The organism is Bradyrhizobium sp. UFLA05-125 (assembly GCF_059803515.1).
Genome location: NZ_JBANBJ010000074.1, coordinates 24,322 through 43,066 on the forward strand (window position 1 = coordinate 24,322; position 18,745 = coordinate 43,066).

12 protein-coding genes are annotated in these 18,745 nt (G+C 65.6%); 4 read left to right on the forward strand and 8 right to left on the reverse strand.

Features of this window, described 5'->3' with window-relative positions; genetic code table 11:
* Window positions 1-714: 714 nt before the first annotated feature.
* A complete protein-coding gene (locus SO156_RS37625) occupies window positions 715-2,814 on the forward strand; it encodes a methyl-accepting chemotaxis protein (RefSeq protein ID WP_498538328.1) in 2,100 nt (699 codons plus the stop codon).
* A 181-nt stretch (window positions 2,815-2,995) separates the two neighbouring features.
* On the opposite strand, the gene SO156_RS37630 is transcribed toward SO156_RS37625, so the two are convergent.
* Window positions 2,996-3,352, reverse strand: coding sequence for a hypothetical protein (locus SO156_RS37630; RefSeq protein ID WP_498538329.1), 357 nt, complete (start codon window positions 3,350-3,352; stop codon window positions 2,996-2,998).
* A gap of 294 nt (window positions 3,353-3,646) precedes the next feature.
* Here SO156_RS37630 and SO156_RS37635 point away from each other — a divergent pair, with 294 nt between their 5' ends.
* Together SO156_RS37635 and SO156_RS37640 are read left to right on the forward strand one after the other, a co-directional pair.
* The gene (locus SO156_RS37635) at window positions 3,647-4,618 is read left to right on the forward strand and encodes a LysM peptidoglycan-binding domain-containing protein (protein ID WP_498538330.1); all 972 of its coding nucleotides are present in this window, start codon (window positions 3,647-3,649) and stop codon (window positions 4,616-4,618) included.
* Between the two features lie 137 nt (window positions 4,619-4,755).
* On the forward strand, window positions 4,756-6,012 hold the full coding sequence (locus SO156_RS37640) for a Spy/CpxP family protein refolding chaperone (RefSeq protein WP_498538331.1): 1,257 nt from the start codon (window positions 4,756-4,758) through the stop codon (window positions 6,010-6,012).
* A 273-nt stretch (window positions 6,013-6,285) separates the two neighbouring features.
* Here the strand turns inward: SO156_RS37640 and SO156_RS37645 are convergent, their stop codons facing one another.
* From SO156_RS37645 to SO156_RS37655, 3 genes are all read right to left on the reverse strand, one after another.
* Window positions 6,286-7,167 carry a hypothetical protein gene (locus SO156_RS37645; protein WP_458149682.1) on the reverse strand — a complete coding sequence of 294 codons (882 nt, stop codon included), beginning with the start codon at window positions 7,165-7,167 and terminating at the stop codon, window positions 6,286-6,288.
* Between the two features lie 233 nt (window positions 7,168-7,400).
* Entirely contained in the window at window positions 7,401-9,848 is a 2,448-nt protein-coding gene (locus SO156_RS37650) for an adenylate/guanylate cyclase domain-containing protein (protein WP_498538332.1), read from the reverse strand.
* Window positions 9,849-10,024: 176 nt separating this feature from the next.
* Complete coding sequence (locus tag SO156_RS37655; protein WP_498538333.1) at window positions 10,025-12,070, reverse strand: AsmA family protein; 2,046 nt, start codon at window positions 12,068-12,070, stop codon at window positions 10,025-10,027.
* Between the two features lie 247 nt (window positions 12,071-12,317).
* On the opposite strand from SO156_RS37655, the gene SO156_RS37660 reads away from it, so the two are divergent.
* Window positions 12,318-12,992, forward strand: coding sequence for a Crp/Fnr family transcriptional regulator (locus tag SO156_RS37660; protein ID WP_458149685.1), 675 nt, complete (start codon window positions 12,318-12,320; stop codon window positions 12,990-12,992).
* A 13-nt stretch (window positions 12,993-13,005) separates the two neighbouring features.
* Here SO156_RS37660 and SO156_RS37665 read toward each other — a convergent pair whose 3' ends face one another.
* From SO156_RS37665 to SO156_RS37680, 4 genes are all read right to left on the reverse strand, one after another.
* Window positions 13,006-16,170 carry an efflux RND transporter permease subunit gene (locus tag SO156_RS37665; RefSeq protein ID WP_498538334.1) on the reverse strand — a complete coding sequence of 1,055 codons (3,165 nt, stop codon included), beginning with the start codon at window positions 16,168-16,170 and terminating at the stop codon, window positions 13,006-13,008.
* Complete coding sequence (locus SO156_RS37670) at window positions 16,170-17,099, reverse strand: efflux RND transporter periplasmic adaptor subunit (protein ID WP_458149687.1); 930 nt, start codon at window positions 17,097-17,099, stop codon at window positions 16,170-16,172. Before SO156_RS37670 ends, SO156_RS37665 begins: the two co-directional genes overlap by 1 nt.
* 156 nt (window positions 17,100-17,255) lie before the next feature.
* Window positions 17,256-17,930: an OmpA family protein gene (locus tag SO156_RS37675; protein ID WP_458149688.1), complete on the reverse strand. Its 675-nt coding sequence runs from the start codon at window positions 17,928-17,930 to the stop codon at window positions 17,256-17,258.
* A gap of 122 nt (window positions 17,931-18,052) precedes the next feature.
* Window positions 18,053-18,745: tetratricopeptide repeat protein (locus SO156_RS37680; protein ID WP_498538335.1), on the reverse strand; the 693-nt coding region annotated here is incomplete at its 5' end.

Consider the following 18,745-nt stretch of genomic DNA (forward strand, 5'->3'; position numbering starts at 1 on the left):
TCAGTCGGGCGTCGCAAAGCCGGTCCCGCGATGCCAATCAATAGGGTGGGCATGAGTGTGGGGCAGGCCTTTCGAAAGAGGAGCTTGACCATTGCCCCGCGAAAACGATCTTGAAGGCAAGCCCGACATGGGCGGCGAGCATGGCGGCCAGGCCGGCCAGCCGAAATCTCCGCCACGCCCAAAAACCAGCCAGCGCGATGAAGATGTGATGGCAAAGCATCGGAGCCATCAAACCGATCAGAGGCCGCCGCCGACCAACAGGTGACAGTTCGGCAAGAGATTGGCCTCAGGATACGGGACAGGGTTGGTTCAAGAACTGGTCCAAGGGTTGATTCTTGAGTGCGCTCACAGGCCGCAGCAAAAGAGGAACGGCATCGTCGTTCGGCTGTTCTAGAATTCCTGCATGCGGCGGGAGGTTTTTGCGGAGGCTGACGTGTTTTGGATTTATTGGGACACCGCCTGGTCGATCATCATTAGCGGCATCATGTTCGCGACCATCGTCGCGCATCCCGATGCCGAGTTCGCGGAAGTGCGCGCGGCGAAACGGTCCTGAAGATCGCGCTGCGTCCTGGCTGCGTGTCTCCGTAGTTCTGCGGAGTTTGCCCTTCCGCGCGTCATTATTCGACGCCACGGCCTTTGCCGGCATCGAGGTGAACCAAATCTTAGGAGCGCGACGGTATTTTTCCGCATCTTTTTAAAGGATGCGGCCCCGCAATGAAATTGTTCGGCAATCCCTCCATTCGTTCGGTTCTCGGCGCCATCATCGGCATCCTCGGCCTGTTTCTGATCGCCCAGCTCGCGACCGGACTCTATGGCGCCGTTGAGCGCAACGCCACGGCGCAGAAGCTCGAGCGCTTTGCCGGCACCGACCAGCAGCTGTTTGCGACCCTGCTCGGCTTTCGCTTGGAGCGCGGCACCTTCCTGTCGGCGCTGCTGGCGGAGGGGCCGGCCAACGCCAATGCCGACAATCGCATCGCCACCAACCGGCAATCGTCGGAAGTCGCCTATAAGATCGTGCTCGAGCGTCTCGAGGGCGTGACCGATTCCCGTCTCGCCGGCGCCCTGAGCAGGCTGGTCGCAATCCACGATGCGCTCGTGTCGCTCCGGCCCAAGGCGGAAGCCGCCATCCACCAGGCGAGAGCCGAGCGCGACACGAAGCTCGCCGACGATTTCCGCAAGACCGCGCAGGACTATCTCGACGGGATTCTGGCGCTGACGGGTGAGCTCGAGAACGCGCTGAAGCTGAGCGATCCCGTGGTCGATCATCTCCTGGGCGTGAAGCAGTCGGCCTGGGCCGCGCGCAATTTCGGCGGCCTGATCGCGATCCGCCTGGAAGCCGCGGCGGCCAGTGCAAAACCCTGGAGCGCCGCCGACATGGTCGGCGCCGCCGAGGATACCGGCCGTGCCAAGCAGGCCTGGAGCCAGGTGCTGGACGCAGCCGGCCGCGCCGACGCGCCCGCCGGCCTCACCGACGTGATCGCGCGCTCGAAGCAAGGCGAAGCCGCCGCCATGGTCGAGCGCCAGCAGGGATTCATCAAGGCGCTGAGCAACAACCAGACGATCGACATCAAGGTCGAGGACCTCTCCAAGCTCAACACCGCCATCCTCAACTCCAGCGTCGAGGCCGGTCAGGTTGCGCTTGCCGAGATGGTCGCGCGCGCCGGCCAGCAAATGAGCTCGGCGAAGTGGAGCCTGGTGTTCAACGGCGCGATGATGCTGGTCGCGCTCGCCATCACCGTGTTCGGCTTCATCCTCGTCAACCGCCGCGTCAGCGTCCCGATCCGCAAGCTGACCCAGGCGATGCAGCGCCTCGCTGAGCGGGACTATGCGATCGAACTCGCCGGCATCGAGCGTGGCGACGAGATCGGCGAGATGTCGCGCGCGGTGTCGGTCTTCAAGGAGAACATGATCACGGGCGATCGCCTCGCCGAGGAGCAGGCGGACGAGCAGGGTCGGAAAGAGCGGCGCCAGCTTGCTGTCGAGCGGCTGATCGGAGAGTTCGAGAAGACCGTCACGGCATCACTGCATACGCTTGCCTCGGCGTCCGGCGAGCTGAACGGTACCGCGCAGTCGATGTCGTCGACCGCCGAGCAGGGCTCCTCAAAAGCGGCCTCCGTTGCGTCCCTCTCGGGTGATGCGTCATCCAACGTGCAGACCGTTGCCGCTGCCACGGAAGAGTTGTCGGCCTCGATCGCCGAGATCAGCCGCCAGGTCGCGGAATCCTCGAGTATCGCCGGCGCTGCCGCGGCGGAAGCCGATCGTACCAATGGCGAGGTGCAGGCGCTGGCGGACGCCGCCCAGCGCATCGGCGATGTCGTCGAACTGATCACGGGCATCGCAGAACAGACCAACCTGCTGGCGCTCAACGCCACCATCGAGGCCGCGCGCGCCGGTGAAGCCGGCCGCGGCTTTGCCGTGGTCGCAGCCGAGGTGAAGAATCTCGCCACGCAAACCGCGAAGGCGACTGAAGAGATCACCGGCCAGGTCGCCGCAATCCAGGGCGCGACGCGTTCGTCGGTGACCGCGATCCAGTCGATCGGCACCACCATCCAGCGCGTCAACGAGATCGCGGCCGCGATCGCCGCCGCGGTCGAAGAGCAGGGCGCCGCCACGCGCGAGATTGCCCGCAACGTGCAGCAGGCCTCCCAGGGCACCACGGAAGTCTCGCGTCACATCTCCGGCGTCTCGCAGGCCGCCGGCCAGACCGGTGCGGCCGCCGGCGAGGTACTCGATTCGGCCAAGATGCTGTCGCGCCTCTCGGACGACCTGAAGCGCGAGGTCGATCGCTTCGTCGAGGATCTCAGGGCGGCGTAGTTTTGCAGTGCGGTAGGGTGGGGTAGCCGGTCACGTTCTCGCTTGCTCAACAGGCGACAGCGCAAGGCGTAACCCACCGCTTGTCTCGTACGCGGGATGATGGGTTACGCCGGCGCCTGTCATCGGGTCGCGCTTCGCGCGGACCCGGTGGGCCAACCCACCCTACGAATCCCGCGAAGCCTCACGTCATGCTGCCGGGCATGAAGCAGCGGATCAGCGTGCGGCCGTTGACGTAGTACGGCCAGACCATGGTGCGACCGGCGCGGTTCGGCTCGGTGATCACGGTGTCGTCGGGCACCTCGACCCACATGCCTTCGAGACGAACGCGGTAATGGCCTTCCCTGGTGTCCCAGTCGGCATCGGCTACCGCGGTGCCGTCGGCGTCCCCGCAGCACGGGCCACCGCCTTTGCTGTGCAGGCTTTCGAACCAGCCTTTGAGGGGGGAATTTGCAAACTGGCCGTTGTCGCGGCCTAGTGCGGGGGCGCCGATCAGGGCAAGCGCCGCAACGAGAGGCAGTAACCGATAGCCGACAGACATCCTTTCGCCTCTTGAGTTTCGCACGCAAAAGACCGTCCGGCCCCCGGAGGCCCGGTGCGCACGTGATGTATTTTCGGCTGACACCCCCCGGCTGGACCGTTCCGCATCAGCGATTGCGACAACCCGCGGCTCGAAGCTTTGATCCTATTTGGGAACGCGCATCACTGCGGCCCTATCGGTCAGAAGTTGTGACCGATTGCCGATCGTCCATTTTGCCGACTTGATGCGCGCGCGAATTGAGCGCAGTTTGCGTTCGTGATTTGTCGTGAAGGGCTTTAAGGGGCTTTGGGATTCATGGTGATCGCATCGAAGGCGACAATCGCCGTTTGCTCATTCCTGCTGGTTGCGGCCGGGGGTACAGCGATCGCTGTCGGCACCGGTGGGCTGTGGCAGGCTTTGCGTGGCCAGCCCGAGGCCAAGGTCGCCGACGGCAATGCCGAATCCAAGCCGGAGGCCCGGACGGCACGCGCGGCGCCACCCACATTCCTGCCGCCGAGTGCGCCGTCCGTCGCACCGTCAGCGTCGCCCAGCAATGACGTCGCCAATGCGCTCGGCAAAGCCGAGACCGCGCTTGCCGATCTGCCGACGCCAACCGCTCCGCCGCCCACTGCCAGCGAGGAGACCGGACCGCGCTTCGATGTCGCTCGCGTCGATGACGACGGCGAGGCGGTGATCGCCGGTCGCGCCGCGCCGGGCGCCCGCGTCGAGCTGCTGCGCGATGGTGAGAGCCATGCATCCGCAGTCGCCGATGCGTCCGGCCTGTTCGTGATGACCCCGCCCAAGCTGCCGCCGGGCAGCTACAAGCTCAGCCTGCAATCGACTGCGCCGGACGGCAGCGTGACGAAATCGAGAACCGACGTTCCCGTGACGCTGAACGCGATGGCGCAGCCACCGCGCGCCGCACAAGCGCGTACCGATGTCGCCAAGGTTGCAAAGGATACGCCCGCTGCCAAGGAAGTGTCTGCGAAGGAAGACAGTCCGGCGGCACCGCCGGCCGCATCGCCAAGCACCGCACAATCGGTTCTGGCACTCGCCGCCGCATCGCCCGTCGAGAAGGGCCCGTTGCGCTCCAGGGTGGAGGCGACGGGGGCGATTGCCAACAGCCGCATCGTCATCCGAGGCGACAGCCTCTGGCAGATCAGCCGCCGCGCCTATGGCGACGGCCTCAACTACGCCCTGATCTACAACGCGAACCGCGACAAGATCCACAACCCGGACCGGATCTATCCCGGCCAGACATTCGTCTTGCCGCGCAAGGCAAGGTGAGGGGTTCTCGCTCCGTAAATTGTAGGGTGGGTTACTGAGCGCGGGAACTTTCTGTTCCACTGCGCGTCATTCTCGTTGTGACGAGATGCGGCTCGACCCGGAGACTTGGTGCTGAGGAGTGAGCCAGGGTGACCATCATGTCGAAATCCCGCTTTGGATTTGCGGCCGCCGGGATCGCGCTGGTCGTTCTCGCGCTGCTGCCTGACGTGGCCGAGGCCGGCTTCGGGCTGCGAGTCGGCGGCCCGCTTGGTGTGGCACGCTTTGCGATGGCGCGTATGCTCGGGGTTGCCGGCATCCGCCACATGCGTTTGGCGGCGCGGCGCGGCCATGCCCGGATGGCGGCGCTGCATCCGCAGGATCTCCGCTCTGCCGCGGACGCCGTCCGCCCGACCGTTCGGGCCCAGCTCACGGCCGTTGCGGCGCTGGCCGGCTGGCGCGGCGGGCGCGCCGAGCAGGGCTGGTGGCAGCACGCCGACGGGACCTATGGCTGGGTCGGCCCCCTGTTCTGGCCGTTCGCCGATGACGACATCACCGATTTCACGATGCGCGGCGACGGCACCGCGCTGTGGGCTTATGGCTATGGCGATATCTATGCCGCGATCTTCGCGCCCTATGCCCCGACCGAGCTCGCCGCCTACACGGCGACCGGCCGTCGTCACCGCAGGGTCCCCGAGCTCCAGCAGCTCTGCGACACCGGCGATGCCGTGGGCCTTCCGATCGATGCCATCCTGCGCACGGTGCAGCCGAACGAGGTCCAGCGCGCCGGCCTCGACGAGCTCGCAAGTGCGTGGGGCTCGGCTGGTGCGACGATCCGCTCATCCTGCCCGACCGATGCGGCCGCCAATGCGATCGATCGCTTCGCGCTGATGCAGCGCCGCCTCGAGGCGATGATCAACGCGGTGGATGCGGCCGCACCATCGCTCGCAAAATTCTACGGCCTGCTCGACGACGAGCAGAAGTCGCGCCTCAACGCGCTCGGCAAGGACAGTCGCGCGAATGCTGCCGAGACCAAGCGCAAGGAGATGCAGGCCGCGGCGTGCAAAGCGCCCGCTGAGCCCCCGAGCGACGAGCAGGCCCAGCGCCAGTACGAGCAGCTCGTAAAGCAGCAGTGGCCGGCCGACGAGATCGGTGCTGCCCTTCGCCTCGACGATACCAAGCGCGCTGCGCTGGAGGTGCTGCAAGACACCACCATGCGCACCATGGAGGCCTTGTCCCCCTGTCCGCCGCAGAACCTGCACACCCCTCAAGCTCGCCTCAAGGCGGTGAAGGCGCGGCTCGATGCCGTGCTCGAGGCGGTGAAGACCGTAGGCGACGCGCTCGACGATTTCGAGTGGGGGCTCTCCGACGAGCAGAAGACGCAGTTCGAGGCGATGGGGCTGAAGCGGGGCGTGTGAGCAGCGGAGAGGTGCGGGCTGTCGCCACGTGGACACTCTTCTCCCTCCGCCTTGCGGCAGGGCTATCGCATTTGATGTGAGAGCTCGAGGCGTTGAAGCTTCCAGATCGTCGTGGCCGGGCTTGTCCCGGCCATCCACGCCTCGCCCCGGCACCAAGAACGTGGATGCCCGGGACAAGCCCGGGCATGACGACCTCGTGAATGCCTATATGCGATTGCCCTGCCCGCAAGGGGGGAGGGAATGCAGCGGAGGCGACGTTGTCGAGCCTGCGCGCTACCCGCACGCCCAGTCGAACTTCATGTCCTTGAAATCGAGCTGCGCGTTGCCACCGCCGAAATTGTAGCCGCCGAACTCTTCCTCGAACTCGATGTAGAACGGGCTCATCTCCGGCACCCACTGGTTGGGTCGCATGGTCCCGCCAAGATGATTGTTGCCGTGGTTCTTGGCCCAGTCGTGCTCGCGCCAATTCTCCAGCCTGCTCGCATCGCCGACATAGTAGTAATAGGGCTGGTAGCCGGTGGGTTCGCCTCGCCAGAGATGTTCGTCTCGGGGCGCCTTGCCGGCGTTGGGGTCGCGCTCGCGCGGTTGCAGCGCGATCGCTCGGTTCTCGGCGAGATTGGCGCGCGGCGGGCCGGCGAACATCTTCTTCGCGTAGGGGGCGGCGTCTTCGTGAAAGGCGCTGGCCCCGCCGACGTCGAGCCAGCGCGGCCGCTCTAAGGTCGCGAGCGCAAGCGGTGCCGGCGGGATCGCGAAGGCGCCGACATATTCGCGCGCCGTCAGCAGAAGCGCGGCATATTCGTAATCGAGAATGTCCGTCATGCGGGCGAGGCGCGGGTGTGAGGGGTGTGCTAGCACCGCCTCGCGGATTTCAGGATCGTCCGGCGCGCCGCCGCCATTGTGGTCAAGGGCGGGCGCGAAGAACGACAGCGCGACGATGTCATCGCCATGCACGCGATAGTCGTCCGGCAGCTTCAAGGTGAAGCCGTGCATCAGCGGATAACCGGAAACCGGATCGAGCGGCCACTGCTCGCTGGCGATACCCGGCGGCAGGCCGAATACCCAGCCATTGTCGCTTTGCCGATCGGCGGCGCGATCCAGCATCTGCAAATCATAGGCGCGCGAAGGCGGGGCAAGCGTCACGATCGATCTCTTCATGCGAACGCCTCGCGATCGAGGCGATCGTTAGTCGTGGGCAGGAGCGGTGAGGTTCGTGGGACGGGGGAGGGAGTTTTGCCGGAGGAGCGCGCCGCGTTCTCAACTGTCGTCGCCCGGCTTGACCGGGCGATCCAGTATTCCAGAGACGGTGGTGATCAATCGAGCAGCCGCGGCGTACTGGATGCCCCGGTCAAGCCGGGGCATGACAGTGAGTGTTTGGCACGCATCGTCGCTCACATCCTCCGCCGCGCCGCCGACGCATCCACGACATTGTCGACTTCGTCGCGCCAGCTCAGGATCTCCATCGCGAGCACGGGGTGATTGAAGCCCTTGAGCTGGAGATCATCGAGCGGGCGGGCTTCGACCCAGGGCTCGACGATGCCGTAGACGCGCCGCGCGACCACGACCTGTCCGGCCTTGGCCTCGTCGCACAGGCGCGAGGCGAGATTGGTGACGCTGCCGATCGCGGCGTATTCCAGTCGCTGCTCGAAGCCGATCTGGCCGAGCGTGGCATAGCCGAGCGCGACGCCGACGCCGAAGCCGAGCGAATGGCCGCGGTTCTTCCATTTCTCGGTCAGCTTGCCGATCGCATCGCGCATCTCGACGGCCATCTTCACCGCGCGCTTGGTGTGGTCGGCAAATTGAAGCGGTGCGTTGAACAGGATCATCACGCCGTCGCCGGCGAAGCGGTCGAGCGTGCCCTCGTAGCGGTGGATCAAATCGCCGAGCGCTGCGTGGTATTCGCGCAGCACGTTCATTGCCTCTTCCGGCTCGGTCGCTTCGGTGAATGAGGTGAAGCCGCGCAAATCGCAGAACACGACGGTGACCTCGCGGCGATGGCTGTCGAGCAGCGCATCATGGCCGTCGGAAGAAGCGATGAGCTGTGCGACCTGCGGGGCGAGGAAGCGTTCGAGCCGCTTGATGCGGCCGATCTCGCCAAGCTGCTTTTCGACGCGCTCTTCCAGCGAGCGGTTCCAGTTGCGGAGCTGCTCGGTCTGCTCCTGCAATTTTGTCGCCTGCTGCTGCACCGTCTCATGGGCGGCCGCAAGCTCGCGGCCTTTGTGGTCGACCTCGGTGAAGAGCCGCGCATTGCGCATCGCGAGCACCGCCTGGTGCGCGAAAGTGCGCATCAATCCGGTGAGGCTGCTTAGGAACTCGCCAGCCGCGCGGCGCAGCACCACCAGCGAGCCGAGCGTGCCCTGCTGGTCGACCAGCGGCACCACGAGCACGGAGTGGAAGCCGGCATTGACCGCGACGTCGCGCAAAGGCTGCTCGGGGGCCTCATCGAGATCGGGAAGCGCGATCGGCTCTCCGCTCCTTGCGGCGTCGCTGAGCAGGCTCGCGCCCTCGTCGATGGCGACATGCGCGCCGTCGGTCGACTTGTCGATGCCATTGGCCTCGACCAGGTTGAACTGGTGCTTCTCGGCATCGTAACCGTAGATCAAGACCGCGTCGGCCTGGGTGATCTCGATCGCGCGTGCGGCAATCGTCGGCAAGACCGCATCGAGATCGAGCGAGGAGGCGACGGCGCGGCCGACTTCCTCGAGAACCTTGAGCTCGTTGATGGACTGCGCGAGGTCGCGCGTGCGTTCCTCGACCTTGGTTTCGAGAACCGAATAGGTCTCCTGGATCTGGCCGGCCATGCGGTTGAACTGGCCGGCGAGCTCCTCCAGCTCATCGGAGGTCTTCACGTCGATGCGGTGGCTGAAATCGCCCTCGCCGAGCCGGTTTGCACCGGCACGCAGCGCGGTGATCGGGATGAGCATGCGCCGCGCCAGCAGCGTGCCGGCGAGGATCGCAACCAGCAGGCCCATGCCGATCAGAAGCGCGACCCGCACCAGCTGGTCGCGGATCGGCGTCAGCGCCTGCGCAGTCGGCTGCTCGAACAGCACCGTCCAGTCGAGCTTTGGCACCTCGCTTGTAGCCGTCAGCACCGCGTGGCCGTTGAAGTCGGCGCCGGAGGACGCGCCATCGCGGTCGGAGGCGATCGCGGCCGCGACTTGCGGCAGTTTCGAAAGGTCGGCGGCGACGTCCGGCCCCTTTGACGATGCCGCCAGCACCCTGCCGTGCGGATCGACCACATAGGCAAACGCAACCTTGCCGACCTGGGTGTCGGACAGCAACTCGGCGAGGAAGCCGAGGTCGACCTCGGCCAGCGTGACGCCGGGCTTGAAGCCGGAATGCGCGACCGAGATCGTCATGAACGGCTCCTGGTCGATGAAATGAGCCGGCGCGTAACTGGTGCCGCGAGCGACGGCGTCGGTGAAGCGCATGTCGCGCGCGTAGTCCGTGCTGCTGCCGCTGGAGACCGCGGCGCGCGACACGCGTTGCACCACCTGGCCCTCGCCGTCGAGCTGGGTGAGCCGGCTCACGGCCGGGACCTGGTTCAGGAGCTGGACATAGTCGGCGCGGCGCTTCTCGATGGTGTCCTGCGAGGCGCGCGTTACCCAGCTGATCTGGCGCTCGAGATCGGACATCGATTGCTCGATGCGCTTGGAGACGGCCTGCGCTTTCTCCTCGAGGCCGTCGGTCAGACTTGTCCTGGTGGCGCGATAAGAGATCCAGGTCTCCATCGCGCCGTTGACCGCGAGCACGAACACGACGAGGCCGACGAGCGAGACGACATATTTGGCGAACAGGCCCTCGCGGAAAAACCAGGTCTTGTCTTTCGCTCCCGCCATCCAGATCCTCACGCGCCACGGCCGATGCTGGGGCTGCGGGCCGTTTTAGCACAGTTCAGCCGCCATGGCGGTAAGCTCGGCCGGCGTGGTTACCCATTGTGGGCTAGGAGAGCCTTCCGCAGGCGTCGAATCGTCGCAGTAAGCAGGGCTTTGCGCTGGCGCGCCGCCCGGAAAAATCACCGGTTAAAGAGCTGGCGTAGCACGTCATTCATCGGCTGGCTGTCCTGCTGTTCGGCGGGCGGGTTGGCGGGCGGGTTGTCCTGGGCCGGCGGCGCCGGTGAGGCTTGCGGCGCCGGTTGCGCCGGCGTTCCGGGTAGGCCGCGGCTGCGGCCGGTGCTGGTCCCGGGGGCACCGCCGGACAGGCCCTGCTGGATCAAATTGCCGATCGCCTCGCCTAGCGCGCCGCCGAGCGGATTGTTTTGCGGCGGCTGTCCTTGCGGATTGGCATTGCCCGCATTGTTTCCGCCTGGGGCAGCGCCGCCGAGACCGAAGCTGCCTAGGATGTTGCCCAGGCCGGCGCCATCGGGACCGAACAGGCCCTTGCCCATCTCGCGCAGCTTTGCATAGGCAGCCTCCGGATTGTCGAGCATGCCCGCCATGTCCGGATAGATTTTTGGCTGCGACCAGGAGCCCTCGATCATCACGGGAATGCCGAAGCCGATGGGATCGGAGGTGCGGCCCTGGCCCTCGGTGGTCATCACCAGTTTCGGCTCGACGCGAAAACCCATCATCTTGGTGTCGAGCGCGATCGTGCCGGCGCCGGTCACACGCACCAGTGGGCCGATCAGGTTGAGATCGGTCGTCACCGCCTGGCCCTTGTCGATGCTGAAGGAGGCTGAGAGCTGCGTCAGATCCGTGCTCTGCTCCTGGCTGTCCTGCCAGCCGGACAGGGTGGACGTGGTCAGCGAGCGGATCATCTGCGCGACATTGATGCCGCGGATGGCGCCGTCCTGGAAATTGGCGAACGCCGTGCCCTGCATGTTCGCCATCAACGCACGCTGGCTGATGCCTGCAGAGCGCACCGCGATCTTTGCCTGCAGCTTGCCGTCGAGCCGGTCGAAATCGGCGAGCCCCTTGAGCAGCGGCAATGCGCGCACGCCGACGAGGTCGGAATGCATGGCAAAGCTCGGCGCGCCGCCGGTCGCATCCAAGATCACCTCGCCGGAGACTTGGCCGCCATAGGCGCCGAGATTGGTCGTACCGGCCTTCAGCACGCCGCCGGCGAGCTTTGCATCGAGCGCAAGAGGTCCAAAACGCGCTTCGCCGATATTGGCCTCGGTCGCCGAGACCCGCATCTGCGCGTCGACATAGTTGAGTCCGGAGATGCTGATCGGCGCATCGCTCCAGGGCTGGCCGGCGGCACCGTCGGCCGATTTCGACAGGGGAATGTCGAGCCGCTGGAAGTCGAGATCGAGCTTGAGCAGCGGCTTGCTGGCGATGTCGACCGAGGCCCAGCCGTTGAACGCGCCTTCGCCAAGCGCGCCGTTGATGCCATTGACCATCACGACCGAGCCGTTGAGCCGAGCCTCGGCGTGGCCGCTGAGCTGCGACTGCAACAGGCTCGGTGCGTCGATGGCGAAGTCGAGCGGGATCGTCTGCCGCTCGACCGGCGCCGCAGGCATCACGGCCTTGATGTCGAACTTGATGCCGTGATCGCCAGCCCGCGCCGTGCCCTTGAGACTGACCTTGCGCTCGGCATTCATGGTCGCATCCGCGTTGATCGCGCTGAGCCGGCTCTCGACACGGTCGCGGGCGACCGAGAACGCCACTTCGCCGTCGGCGACCTTGAGGCGGTCGATGCTGACGTCACCGGCGGCCAGCGGCACCGCCGGCTTCGATGCAGCGGCCGCGTTCGGCCTGCGCTCGCGCAGCAGCGGCTGGTAGAGTACGGGATGGGTGACGACGAGATCGCCGATCTTCGGATGTCCCGACCACACGCTCGCCAGCGACATGTCGGCCTGAACGTTGTCGATGGTGAGGCGATTGATGCCGGTGTGGTCCTTCGGATCCTGGAGCGTGAGGTCGCTCAGCGTCACATTCAGCGTCGGCCATACGCTGACCTTCGTGGTGCCCGCGATCGTCAGGCGGTAGCCGGTCGCGCTTTCTACCCGCGAGGTGATTGCCGAGGTCAGGAATCCGGAGGGGACCCCGATCACCAGCAGAAGCGCGATGACGATGATGACGGCGGCGACCGCAGCGCCGGCGAATTTCACTGCTCTCATGTCGACTTTCCAAACGGAGCGGTATCGAACCCGGCCGGCCCGATCACCCGTCCGTTGCCCGTCAGTCTATCCCGGGAGGGGAAACCGCTCCAAGCTGCCAAAAATAAACAGGAGGTGCTGCAAAGTTATGTGACTTATGACACACTTCTCTCCGCGGGTTTTCCGCGAGTCTGATGTTGATGGTTCCGGGGGAATTGCCAAGGGGATTACCAAGGGGGATTACCAAGGGATTGCAAAGGAAATTGCCATGAGCAAACAGGCCGAATTTGCGGTCATTCTGAAAATGAATCCGATGTTCGCCGACCTCGGTGCGGACGAACTGCAGCGCTTGTCCAATCTCTGCCATACCCAGCATCTGGCGAATGGCGAAGTGCTGTTCCAGAAAGGGGACCCAGGCGATGGGCTGTTTGGCGTCCGCCGCGGCCAGGTCCGGATCGAGACCGGCGCCCCTGATGGCAGCAGGCTGACGCTGAATTTCATGGGACCGGGAGACCTGTTCGGCGAGGTCGCCGTGCTCGACGGCCAGGACCGCACCGCGGATGCGACCGCGGGCGAGGCCAGCGAGCTGTTCGTGCTGCGGCGCGAGGATTTCCTCGCCTTCCTGGAGCGCGAGCCGAAGGTCGCGATCAAGATCATCACGCTCTTGTGTCAGCGCATCCGCTGGCAGAGCGAGCGCATGGAAGAGTCCATGCTCCAGCCCCTGCCGGTGCGGCTTGCCCGCAGGCTGTGCGCCCTCGCCGCCGATTTCGGCTCGGAGGTGCATATCTCGCAGGAGCAGCTCGGCGTCTTCGTCGGCGCCGCCCGCGAAAGCGTCAATCGTCAGCTCCAGGCCTGGCGCAAGGAGGCGATCCTCGACCTGCAGCGTGGTCGGATCCTGCTCAAGAACATGGCCAAGCTGACGTCGATCGCGCGGAATGAATAGGGGTAGGTAACGCCTACTCCGCCGCCGGATGTACGATGCTCTTCGGCACCGGTGTTGCTTGAGCAGGTGTAGCCGCGACCGTCGGCGCAGCATGGTGCTCGTCGGCGTCCGCATCTGCGCTGTGAACGATCAGGCGCTTGCCGAAGCGCCAGCTCAGCGCGCCGATGTCGTCCATCACCATGAACATCGCGGGCACGAACACCAGCGACAGCACGGTGGAGAAGATCAGGCCGCCGATCACCGCGAGCGCCATCGGCGAGCGGAACTCGCCGCCGGCGCCGACCGCGAGCGCGCTCGGCATCATGCCGGCGACCATCGCGATCGTGGTCATCACGATGGGGCGGGCGCGCTTCATGCCGGCGTCGATCATGGCTTCGTCGCGCGGCTTGCCTGCGCGGATCGCTTCGATCGCAAATTCGACCAGCATGATCGCGTTCTTGGTCACGATGCCCATCAGCATCAAAATGCCGATCCACACCGGCGTGGTGAGTTGCTTGCCGGTCACGAGCAGCGCGGCGATCGCACCGCCGATCGAGAGCGGCAGTGAGAACAGGATGGTGATCGGCTGCAGGAAGGTGCCGAATAGCAGCACCAGCACGGCATAGACCATCATCAGGCCGGCGGTGATCGCGGTGGCGAAACCATCCGACAGCTCGTTCAGGCTTTCGGCGTCGCCGGACGGGCTGACCCTGACGCCCTTCGGCAGGCTCTTCATCACCGGCAGCTCGTAGATCTTCCGCGTGGCATCGCCGAGCGCGGCGTGGCCGACGAGGTCGGCGGCGACGGTCGCCTGACGTTCACGGTCGTAGCGGTTGATGGTGGTCGGGCCCTGGTCGAGCTTGACGTCGGCGATGACCGAGAGCGGCACGCCGCCCTTCTCGCCGCGCTCGCCGAGCGGCACCCGCAACTGTTCGAGCGTTTTCAAATTGCCGCGCGCGGCATCTTCGAGCTGAACGCGGACCGGCACCAGCCGGTCGCCGACGTCGAACTTCGCGAGCGCAGGTCCCACGTCGCCGATGGTCGCGACGCGGATGGTCTGCGACAGGATTTCGGTCGAGACACCGAGCCGTGCCGCAAGCTCGGCGCGGGGCTCGACGCGCAGCTCGGGCCGCTCCAGTGCGGTTTCCGAGATCACGTCGGAGATGGTCGGGATCCGCTTCATCTGCGTCGCAAGCTCGCTCGCAACGTTGTTGACGATGTTGGCGTCGACACCTGTGACGACCAGCGAGATCGCGCGCAGGCCGTTCTCGTCGAGGAACCAGAAGCGGATGTCGGGGATGCTCTCGAGCTCCTGGCTGATCGAGGATTCGAGCTCGCGCTGGGTGATCTTGCGCTCGTTCTTCGGCGTATAGTTGATGATCAGGGAGGCGCGCCGGACTTCCTGCGTGCCCGGCGGGACGCGGCCGCCGTCGACGAATATGCTCTTCACCTCGGGCCGCTGGCGCAGCCGCGCGACGATGTTCTCGGTGACCTTCTCGGTATAGGAGAGCTGGGTGCCCGGCGGCAGCTCGATCGCGAGCAGCGATCGCGCACTGTCCTGCGCCGGCAGGAAGCCCTGCGGCAACAGCGTGATGCTCCAGATCGACGCGGCGAAGATGCCGAAGCCGATCAGCACGGTGATGAAATAGTGCTTCACCGACCACGCCACGATCTTGTGGTAGGTGCGCAGCACGCGGCCTGGCGGCGGCTCCTCGTGATTGTGATGCTTGAGGAAATAGGCAGCCAGCATCGGCGTGACGAAGCGCGCGGCGAGCAGCGAGAAGAACACTTGCACCGAGACGGTGATGCCGAACTGCTTGAAGAACTGCCCGGCGATGCCGGACATGAAGCTTGCGGGTGCAAAGATCGCGATGATCGTCAGCGAGATCGCGATGACCGCGAGCCCGATCTCGTCGGCAGCTTCCAGTGCGGCACGATAGGGCGATTTGCCCATGTTCATGTGCCGCACGATGTTCTCGATCTCGACGATGGCGTCGTCGACCAGAATACCGGTCGACAGCGTGATGGCGAGGAAGCTGACGAGATTGAGCGAGAAGCCGAGGAGATCCATCGCCCAGAATGCCGGGAAGATCGACAGCGGCAGCGAGATCGCGGCGATGATGGTGGCGCGCAGGTCGCGCAGGAACAAGAGCACGATGATGACGGCAAGGATCGCGCCCTCGAACAGGGTCGAGATCGCGGCCTCGTAATTGCCCTTGGTGTATTCGACCGAGGTGTCGATCAGCTTCAGGTCGACGTCGGGATAGGCGATCTTGAGCGCATCGATGCGCTTCTGCACGGCGGCGGCGACCACCACGTCGCTGGCGCCCTTCGAACGCTTGATGCCGAGGGCGACGACCGGCTCGCCGTTGAAGCGGGCGAAGGTGCGGCGGTCGGCGATGGTGTCGGTGACTGTGCCGAGATCGTCGAGCCGGACCTCGCCGCCGCCGAACAGCGGGATCATGGTGCCGGCCAGGTCGCTCAGCGTCTTGGCGCCGGCCAGCGTCCGGATCGCCTGATCGTTCTTGCCGATCTCGGCGCGGCCGCCGGCGACGTCGACATTGGTGCCGCGCAGGCTCTGGCTGACATTGACGGCCGTCAGCCCCATGGCCTGCAGCCGGTCCGGATCGAGCGAGACCAGGATCTCGCGCTCGACACCGCCGATGCGCTCGACCTGGGCGACACCGCGCACGCCCTGCAGCGCGCGCTTGACCACGTCGTCGACGAAATAGGAGAGCTGTTCCGGCGTCTTGCCGGGCGAGATCGCGGCATAGGTGACGATCGGCAGGCCGATGACGTCGACGCGCTGGATCAATGGCTCGGTGACGTTCTGCGGCAGGTTGGAGCGCACCCGCGTCACCGCGTCCTTGACGTCGTTCAGCGCGCGGTCGGTGTTGGTTTCCAGGGCGAACTGGATCGTCGTCACCGACAGGCCGTCGGTGATCTGCGAAGTGATGTGCCGCACGCCTTCGACGCCGGAGACCGCGTCTTCAACCGTCTTGGTGACCTGGGATTCAAGCTCGGCGGGAGCTGCGCCGAATTGCGACACCGCCACCGAGATCACGGGGATGTCGGCTGAAGGCAATCGCGTCACCGCGAGCTTGGTGAAGGACACCCAGCCGAGGATCAGGAGAATGATGGAAAAGACGACCGACGGCAGCGGATTGCGGATCGACCATGCCGAGATATTGAGAGCCATCAGCGTACTCGCGATCGATCGAGTTCATCGGCGAAGACGGTCTTGATCTGGTCGCCGTCATGGAGCGAAGAGCCGGCGTCGGCCACGACGATCTCGCCGACGTCGAGACCTTCCAGGATTTCCATTGCGGTATCAGAGGTCAGCCCGACCCGCACCCGTCGCGTCTCGACCGTGTTTCCTTTGACCACCTGGACGGTGAGATGGTCAATGGCGGTCTTGGGAACCGCAACGCCGCAGCTCCGCTTGGCGTCGATGGAGGCGCGGGCAAACATGCCGACCTTCAGTGACGGATTGTTGGCAACGCTGATCCGGACGCGGCCGAGCTGCGTGGCGCGGTCGATCTCGGGCGAGACCAGCCGGACCCGGCCGATCAGATCGGGGGCGTCGTCCCGGCTGATCCGAACCGTCGCGCCGGGATTGAGCTTTGGCATGTGCACGGCCGGCACCTGCGCATCGAGCTCGATCTCGCCGCCGACGGCGATGCGGAACATCGGACCCGCCTGCGGCGAGGCCGGGGCGCCGACGACGGTGCGGACTTCGGTGACGAGGCCTGCGGCGGGTGCCTTGAGCGAGATCGGTCCCTGCGGTCCCGGTCGCGCCGGCTGTCCCGGCATCTGCGGAGGCGGGCTCAGCCGCGCCAGTTCCTGGTTCTCGGTGACGGTGGCGCCTTCGGCGACGAAGAGGTCGGTGACGCGCGATCCTTCCTGGTCGGCAGTCACCACGGCCTCGCGGCGCGGCACGAAGAAACCGGTCACGCGCACCAGATCGGAGAAGCAGGCATTGGTCGATTTGGTCACGACCACGACGGCTTCGCCCGGCGTCTCCTTCACTTCCGGGCGATGGCGGTGCTCGAACCAGTAATAGCCGGCGCCGAGCACGACGATGAACGCCGCGGTTCCCGCAGGCTTGAGGTATTCGGTGATGTTCATCGCCGGATCATCCTGGCCTGGCTCGCTGTCGCCCGCTCGCGGCCCGCCACTGAAAGAGTTTCCCCGAAACGAAGCTGCGTCCCGCAAGGCTGCGGGACGCGCGTCGGACACACGGATTTACCACATCACGACGAGGCACTTGAACAATTGTCGCCGTTACTTGGACGCAGTGGTCTTGTTTTCCATATTGACGACCTGCACCCGGCGATTGACCTCGGCCATCGGCTGGCTCGGATCCTTCAGCTTGCTCTTGCCATAGCCGACGGTGACGAGATCGGCCGCGGGAATGCTGTACTTGTCGATGAGGTAGCGCTTGATCGAGTCGGCGCGGCGCTCCGACAGGTCCTGGTTGTAGCCTTCGCCCCCGGCGGCGTCGGTGTGGCCGGCGACGACGAAGGTCGAGCCCTTGAGGTCGGGATTGGTCAACGCGCGGCCGAGCGCCTGCACGGATGGCATCGACTTGGCGCTGATATTGGCCGAGTTGTAGTCGAAGGTGATCTCGAGATCGATGTTCGGCTTGTCCTTGGCGGCGGCTGCGATTTCCTCGCGTTCGGTCACTGAGAGCGAGCGCGTGGCGCGGCCCCGCACGCTCTGGAGCAATTTGGTCTCGGCGGCGCTCGGCGCCGGATCGGTGGTTTGCGGTCCGATCGAGAGGCCACGCGTCAGGGGCTTCTTCGGTGGCGCGAGCGCCCGGACGATCTGGTCCTCGGTGACGTTGTTATTGGTGTCCTTGTCGTCGCCCGCGAATGCGCTTCCCAGCGGCAGCGTCAGCGCGGCGCTGATCGTGAGGATCGAGAGAAGCGCGGTCACGCCCTTTGCAGCCAATCTCATTGCCAGTCCCTCCTGCAAAAATTCCTGCAACAAGCCCGGAAGCGCCCTTGCGGCATCCTTCCCTTGGTCTCCGCAGAGCTCTCGGGGGTTCGAGGCGCGTCGCCCCGAATCTCAAAAAAATGTCAACGGACTCCGTAACTTGCGAACTCCTGGACGATGTTCGGATCCATCGCCTTGGCATTCGCAATGTCCAGCGCGCCTTCCGGGGCCGAGCCGTTGCGCTGCTTGGCAAGCCCCCGCCCATAGAGCGATGAGGTCAGGCGCGGGTTGATCTTCAGTGCCGCATCGAAATCCGAGATGGCGTTCTTCACCGCCCCCGATTTCAGGTTGACCAGGCCGCGGCTGTCCAGCGCATCGACGAAGTTCGGGCGCAGCCGCAAGGCCTCGTTGCAATCCTTCAGCGCGCCCTGGAGGTCGCCGATCACGGTACGGGTCCAGCAGCGGTTGTTCAGGGCCTCGACGTCCTTGGGATTGATCCGGATCGTGTCGTCGAAATCCTTGATCGCAAGGTTATAGGCGCCCTTGCTGGCATAGACCTGGCCGCGCCGGTAGAGCGCGTTCACGTCGTCAGGGTTGGCCGCAATCTTGGCGGTCAGGCTCTTGATGGTCGGGTCGTCCGCCAGCGTGGCCTGGCTCGGTCCGGTGTCGCCGGTATTGGGACTGGTGCCGACGTCGGCCGGCTTGGCCGGCGGCTGCGGCGGGGGAATAGCCGCATCAACCTGCGGCTTCGGTGACGGTGCAGGAGCGGGGGAAGGCGCAGGAGCGGGGGGCGGAGCAACATTCGCTTCGACCTGCGGCTTCCCCCGCTCCTGCAC